General features: G+C 68.0%; 3 protein-coding genes. 1 reads left to right on the top strand and 2 read right to left on the bottom strand.

What is annotated here, in order from left to right; genetic code table 11:
* Window positions 1-4,923 (bottom strand): ThuA domain-containing protein (locus HHX33_RS34355; protein ID WP_220502498.1); only part of this gene is annotated, 4,923 nt, incomplete at its 3' end.
* 296 nt (window positions 4,924-5,219) lie between these two features.
* Here HHX33_RS34355 and HHX33_RS34350 point away from each other — a divergent pair.
* Complete coding sequence (locus HHX33_RS34350) at window positions 5,220-5,891, top strand: FadR/GntR family transcriptional regulator (protein WP_111702010.1); 672 nt, start codon at window positions 5,220-5,222, stop codon at window positions 5,889-5,891.
* A 111-nt stretch (window positions 5,892-6,002) separates the two neighbouring features.
* Here the strand turns inward: HHX33_RS34350 and HHX33_RS34345 are convergent.
* Window positions 6,003-6,874 (bottom strand): hypothetical protein (locus tag HHX33_RS34345; protein ID WP_220502497.1); only part of this gene is annotated, 872 nt, incomplete at its 5' end.

Below are 6,874 nucleotides of genomic sequence, written 5' to 3'. Positions count from 1 at the left end.
GGTGGCGGTGCCGGTCACGGTGGCCTTGCCGGCGGCGACCTGGGCGGTCCGGGTGTTGAAGGACTGGTAGGCCTGCTTGCCCGGGGCCACGTCGGTCACGGTCTTGTTGCCGAACGCGGTGTTCAGCACGATCGTGGCCGGCACGTCGCCGTTGTTGACGGCGGTGACCGCCAGGTAGGCGGTGGTGCCGATGCAGCGGGTGGCCGCGGTGACGGTCAGCTTGACCTTCGACGTGGCCGCCGGGGTCAGCTTGAAGTAGTCGAACTTGACCGTCTTGGACGCCGTCTGGTTGACGCCGAAGCCGAACAGACCGACCTTGCCGGTGCCGGCCACGGCGCTGTTCTTGACCACGGCGGCCGTGCCGTCGGTGGCCAGGTCGGTCCAGGTGGTGCCGTCCGAGGAGTAGGAGGCGGTGAAGCCGTCTCCGGTCTTCGTCAGGCGCAGCCACCACACCCCGCTGGTCAGGTTGGTGACCTGGGGCTGCGGGTCCTGCACGACGCCGCCGACCTCGCTGCGCAGCTCGAGCCGCCGGGTCACCGCGGAGCCCGCGGCGTTGTCCGCGACGTAGTCGAACTTCACGTAGTTCTCGTCGTCGCCGTAGACGATCAGGCCGCCCTGCTGGAACTGCTCGTTGAGAGCGGAACCGTCGACCTTGGTCTCCAGCGTCCAGTCACCGCTCGGCGCGGTCTGGAGGATGAAGTTCTTCGGGTTGCTGTTGTCGGACCCGTAGATGTCACCCTCGGTCGTGTCGAGCTGGAGCTGACCACCACTGACCCGCGCCGCCGTCGCGTCGTAGCGCACGTTGGCGTTCCAGCGGCAGAGGTCGAGCGCGGTGCCCTCGAACTCGTCGTTGGGGTCCGAGGCCGTGGCCTTGTCGTCGGGCGTGATGTGGAACCAGTCGAAGGCCGCGTCCGTCACCGGGTTGTTGGTCGAGGCCAGCGAGATCAGGCCGATCTTCGGGTTGGCGATCCCGGCGAGCGGCTTGGTCTCCGACATCGCCGTGAAGGTGGTGCCGTCGGCCGAGTAGTGCGCGGTGATGTTGGTGCCGTCGCTGACGAACCGCACGTACACCGTGTCGGGGTAGGCGTCCCCGAGGTTGGCGGTGTTGCTCGCGGTCACCTCGTTGGGGCTGCCCTTGTCCTCCCGGATGAACTGGAAGATGCGGGCCGCGTGGTCGTTGCTGCCCCGTGCCTGCAGCACCATCTTGGCGTAGTTGTCGTCGTCGCCGTAGATGACCAGGCCCGCCTGCTGGTAGGTGGTCAGTGCCTTCAGCGTGAGCTTGGCGGTGGCCGTCCAGGCGCCCGCCGGCATCGGCTGCACGACGATGTTCGGCGTGCTGCCGCCCGTGCTGTAGATGTCGGTGGCCGAGGTCGGGATGATCAGGCTGCCGTCGGCGACCTTCAGGTCCTGGTTCTCCCGGATGACCGACCAGCGGTCACGGTCGAGCTGGGTGCCCAGGAAGTCGTCGGAGCGGCCGGTGAAGCACGCCGTGGCCGGCGCGTCCACCTTGATCTGCACCTGGGCGCTGCCGGCGGCGCCCTTGGCGTCGGTCACCGTCACCACGGCGGTGTAGGTGCCCGGCGTGGTGTAGGTGTAGCTCGCGTTGGCCGTGGTCGGCTGCGGCGCGCCGTTCACCCCGAAGTTCCACTTGTAGGTGAGCGCGTCGCCTTCGGGGTCGCTGGCGGTGGTGGTGAAGTCCACCTTCAGCGGCGCGATGCCCGTGGTCGCGTTGGCGGCCACCGACACGGTCGGACGCTGGTTGTTGGTGGCGCCCTTGCCGACGAAGTCGACCCAGTTGAAGTTGAGCAGGTAGGCGTTGTCGGCCGCGCTCGCCGGCTTGCGCACGACGAAGTACAGCGGGCCGCTGGTCGTCGGCGGGTTGGTCAGGTCGACCGTGACGTCCTTGTACGTCTGCCAGTCGCCGGTGGGCGTGATGTCCACCGAGCCGACCAGGGTGCCGTTGTCGGGGTTGCCCTGACGGATCTGCACGGTGCCGCCGGGACCGGCCGAGGAGGCGCGGAGCCGGATCGCGGTGATGTCGGTCAGGTTGATCGGGTCGAACGACCACCAGTCGCCGTCCTGGGTGAACCCGATGTTCTGGTTGCCGCCCGCGGTGTCGGTCGTGGTCTCGACCTGCACACCCGCGGCGTCGGTGCCGGTGCCGCCGGTGACGCGGCCGGTGGCGCTGAAGTGCTCGGCCTGCTTGCGCTTGGGCTGCAGGATGACCTGACCCCGCCCGGTGAGCGGCTTGGCCGCCCCGGCGCCCTTGTCGGTGTAGCTGGCCTCGATCACGTAGAACAGGTTGTCGTACTCACCGTGGCCCGCCATGGCGGTCTGCACGACGCCCTCGCAGCCGGTCGTCTGGTCGAGCGGGTGACCGTGGGTGTCGTGACCCAGGATGGACTGGATCTGCACCTTGCTGCAGTCGACCGTGCCGTCCTCGGCGTCGGTGACGGTGACCTTGAACTTCACCTGGTCGCCGAACTCGAAGAACGAGCCGCTCGGCGGCAGCTCGACCTTGACCTCGGGCTTGGTGTTGCCCGCGTTGACCGTCACGCTGGAGGTCGCGGTCCTGCCATCGGCGTTGGTGATCGTCAGGACGGCGCTGTACTCGCCGGCCTTCGTGTAGGTGAAGGTGGGGTTGGCCTCGGTGGAGTCGGTCGTGCCGTCACCGTCGAGGTCCCAGGCGTAGGTGATGGCCTTGCCGTCGGGGTCGCGCGAGCCGTCGCTGCTGAACTTGACGGTCAGCGGCGTCGGGCCGTCGGTCTTGTCGGCGCTGGCGCGCGCCACCGGCGGGCGGTTGCCCTTGATGTACTCCACGCGGTAGACGCCGGAGTCGGCGTTGTCGCCGCCGAAGCCCGAGCCCCACTCGATCAGGTAGAGGGCGCCGTCGGGGCCGAACTTCATGTCCATGGGCTTCTTGAAGCTCAGGGTCTGAAGGATCCGGTTCATCTCGACGAGCTTGGTGCCGTCCTCGTTGAGCTGGAACGACCACATGGCGTTGTTGTTCCACTCACCGAACATGGCCTTGCCGTCCCAGTACGCCGGCCACTTGACGTCCGACTTCACGTTCTCGTCGAAGCGGTAGACCGGGCCGCCCATCGGGGCGCCGCCGCTCAGCTCGGGGAAGTTGTTGGCGTCGACGGCGTAGTGGTACCAGACCGTCGCCGGGGTCACCGGCGGCAGGTTGGTCAGGCCGGTGTTGTTCGGCGAGTCGTTGACCGGAGCCGCGCAGTTGAACGCCGAACCCGACTGCTTCGTCGCGAAGTTGTAGTCGATGTAGGGCGAGTTGTTGCCGATGCAGTACGGCCAGCCGTAGTTGCCCGGCTTGGAGATGAGGTTCCACTCCACCGTGTTCTGCGGGCCACGCGTGGCGCTGGCGGAGTTGGAGTCGGGGCCGTACTCACCCAGCATCACGTTGCCGGTCTTGGGGTCCATCCCGATCCGGAACGGGTTGCGGAAGCCCATGCCGTAGATCTCCGGCTTGGTCTTGTCCGTGCCCGGGGCGAACAGGTTGCCCGACGGGATGGTGTAGGTGCCGTCCGCCTCGGGGTGGATGCGCAGCAGCTTGCCGCTCAGGCTGTTGGTGTTGCCCGCGGAGCGCTGGGCGTCCCAGCTGGAGCGGCCCGACTGCTCGTCGATCGGCGCGAAGCCGTCGGAGGCGAAGGGGTTGGTGTTGTCGCCCGTGCCCAGCCAGAGGTTGCCGGTCTTGGGGTCCATCACCAGGCCGCCGCCGTGGTGGCAGCACTCGGCGCGCTGCACCGGCACGTCGAGGATCTTCTTCTCGCTCGCCAGGTCCAGGGTGTCCCCGTTGACCGTGAACCGGCTCAGCCGGTCGACGTTCTCCGAGCCCGTGGGCGAGTAGTAGAGGTAGATCCACTTGTTCGTCGCGAACCCGGGGTCCAGCGCCATACCGAGCAGACCGCTCTCGTTGGCGGTGAAGACATTGAGGTGAGCGGCCTGGACCGTCCCACCACTGGGCTTGATGATCTTCACATCGCCGAGCCGGTCGATGTAGAAGACCCGGCCGTCCTTGGCGACGTCCAGCATCATCGGGTTGGACGTGTCGGCGTCCAGCTCCACCTTGTCGTAGCTGCTGCTCTGCGAGGCGGAGCAGTCGGCCTTGACGGCGCCCGAGGCGGTCTTGATGCCGCCGAGGAGCAGCTTGAGGAAGTTCGCCTCGCTGTAGTTCTCCTTCAGGTGGCCCAGGCCGGTGTACCACGAGCGGCCACCGTCGTAGTCCTGACACCACGTGTTGGGGTGGTCGGCGCCCATCGTGCCGCCGGTGTAGGACTTCTCGTCCAGCGACGTCAGCACGTGAACCGTGTTACGCGGGTTCGTCTGGTAGTCGTACCACTCGTCGGTACGGCTCCAGGTCGTCGGCAGGCCCGCGGTCGACGGGTGCGCCGGGTCCTCGACCTTGACCGTGGCCTGCTGGATCGCCGGGTGCTGCTTGAAGTAGGCCCCGACCAGCTTGCCGTACCAGTTCCAGCTGTAGCCGCTGTCGGCCGCGGCGTGGACGCCGACGTAGCCGCCGCCCTTCTGGATGTAGCGCTGGAAGGCGTCCTTCTGGTCCTGGGTGCTGACCGGGTCACCGGTCGTGGACATGAAGATGACGGCCTGGTACTGCGCCAGGTTGGCGTCGGTGAACGCCGCGCTGTCCTCGGTCGTGTCGACCGCGAAGTTGTTCTCCTGGCCGAGCTTCTGCACCGCCGCGATCCCCTCGGGGATCGAGTCGTGCCGGAAACCGGTCGTCTTGGAGAAGACGAGCACCTTGAAGTCAGGGGCCGCGGCACTGGCGGCGCCGGTCCGCGTCACCGACGCCATGGCGGGCGACGCGGACATGAAGGGAACGGGCAGAGCCACTGCGAGGGACATCGCCGCGGCCAGATGGCTCAAGGCGCGATGCCGGTGAACTGTCAAGACAGCTCCTTTGAGGGGTGAACGGGTGACCCGGAGGGCCACCTGTCGGCCTGGGGGCTTTGTCACACCAGCCTCCAGAAGAGCAGGCGTCGCGAACGTAATCCCGTTTCGTCCGGTTGTGAAGACCTTTTAATCGAATTGACATGACTTTCTCTGCTACTCGCTGGAAGTGACGTGCACGCCTGAGCGGCTTTCGTAAGTCCGCTGACCAGGGTGAGAGCAGGTCCGGCTTCCCCTAAACTGCTAGACATCCGACGTCTGGCGGCCTCGTCCGCCTGCGAACAGGGGGTGGCTTCGTGGCGGTCACGGACGCGGCGATCGACCGGATCAAGCAGATGATCATTTCGGGTGAGTTGCGCCCCGGTGACCGGCTGCCGAAGGAGGCCGACCTGGCCGAACGGCTCGGCCTGTCCCGCAACTCCCTGCGGGAGGCCGTGCGCGCGCTCGCCCTGATCAACGTGCTCGACGTACGGCAGGGCGACGGCACCTACGTCACCAGCCTCCAGCCCAACCTGCTGCTCGACGCGATGTCGTTCGTCGTGGACTTCCATCGCGACGACACCGTGCTGCAGTTCCTGGAGGTGCGGCGCATCCTGGAGCCGGCCGCCACCGCCATGGCCGCGCTGCACATGTCCGACGAGGACGTCGAGGCGCTCCGCGAGATCCTCAGCGGGGTGCCGGACGAGCCGAGTGTGGAGGAGCTCGTCGCCAACGACCTGCGCTTCCACCAGCACATCGCGGCGGGGTCGGGCAACGCGGTGCTGTGCTCGCTCATCGAGAGCCTGTCCGGGCCGACGACCCGGGCGCGTATCTGGCGTGGCCTCACCCAGGAGGGCGCCAATGAGAAGACGCGGGAGCAGCACGCCGCCATCTGCGACGCGATCGCCGCCCGGCAGCCGGAGGTCGCGAGGGCGTGGGCCACGGTTCACGTGGCCGGGGTGGAGGAGTGGCTCCGCAGCGCCCTGTGACACCGCTTCCGATGCCGGGGCTGAGGCTGGGGAGACACGGAACCGGCCCCGGTGCTCCTGTCGGGGAGCGCCGGGGCCGGTCGGTGTCACGCGATCAGCTGGGTCAGGGCGTCAGGGTTGCGTCAGGTCGAACCTGTTGACGGTGACCGAGCCGCCCAGGGACTGGGTGGCGTAGTTGAAGATGCCGAAGCGGTAGCCCATGAAGAACTGCCAGGCGTTGCCCATCGTGAAGGCGGGGCCGAAGGAGGTGAAGTTCACCCCGTCGGTGCTGTAGGAGAACTTGGCCTGGCGGCCGCTGCCGGGCCGGATGTCGGCGTTGACCCGTAGCCAGATCCGCCCGCCGGAGACAGAGGTGGAGGCCACCTCGGTGCCGGTGGAGGTGGTCTGCCAGCTGCCGTTCATGGTCAGGTTGTTGGTCGCGACCAGCCGGGTCTGGCCGTTGTCGCGCCGTACGCCGATCCAGGCCGAGGAGTCGCGCAGCATCGCCAGCCCCGCCCGGTCACCGTCGCGCATCTGGGAGTAGTCCAGCTGGATCGTCGCCGTCGAGGACGGCCCGAGGATGCGGTGGGTGAGGGTGTTGCGGGCCGAGTACAGGTCGTTGGTAACGGTGGCGGTCTGCAGCCGCAGTCCGCTGCCGACGCTGAACTTGGTGGTGTCGGGGTTGTGGTTCCACTCCCACTCCGCCCCGAGCTGCGACCCGGTGAAGGTGTCGGTCCCGCCGGGGGACTTCACCTGCCGGGGCGGGCGCGGCACGTTGGGGTAGGGGTAGGAGGCGCCCCAGCCGCCGTTGACGGTCTGCACGGTCGGCCATCCGTCGGAGGTCCAGGTGATCGGGGCCAGGACGGGGATCCGGCCGCCGGGGTAGGCGTCCTGGAAGGCCATGTAGTACCAAGCGCCGTTCTGGGTCTGCACCAGGCCGCCCTGGTGCGGCACGCCGCCGCCGGAGACCGGGCCGGACATGTTCAGCAGGACCTGGCGCATCT

Origin of the sequence: Microbispora sp. H10670 (assembly GCF_014161385.1) — a bacterium.
GTDB lineage: Bacteria > Actinomycetota > Actinomycetes > Streptosporangiales > Streptosporangiaceae > Microbispora > Microbispora triticiradicis.
This window is presented reverse-complemented; position numbering and strand designations above follow the sequence as displayed.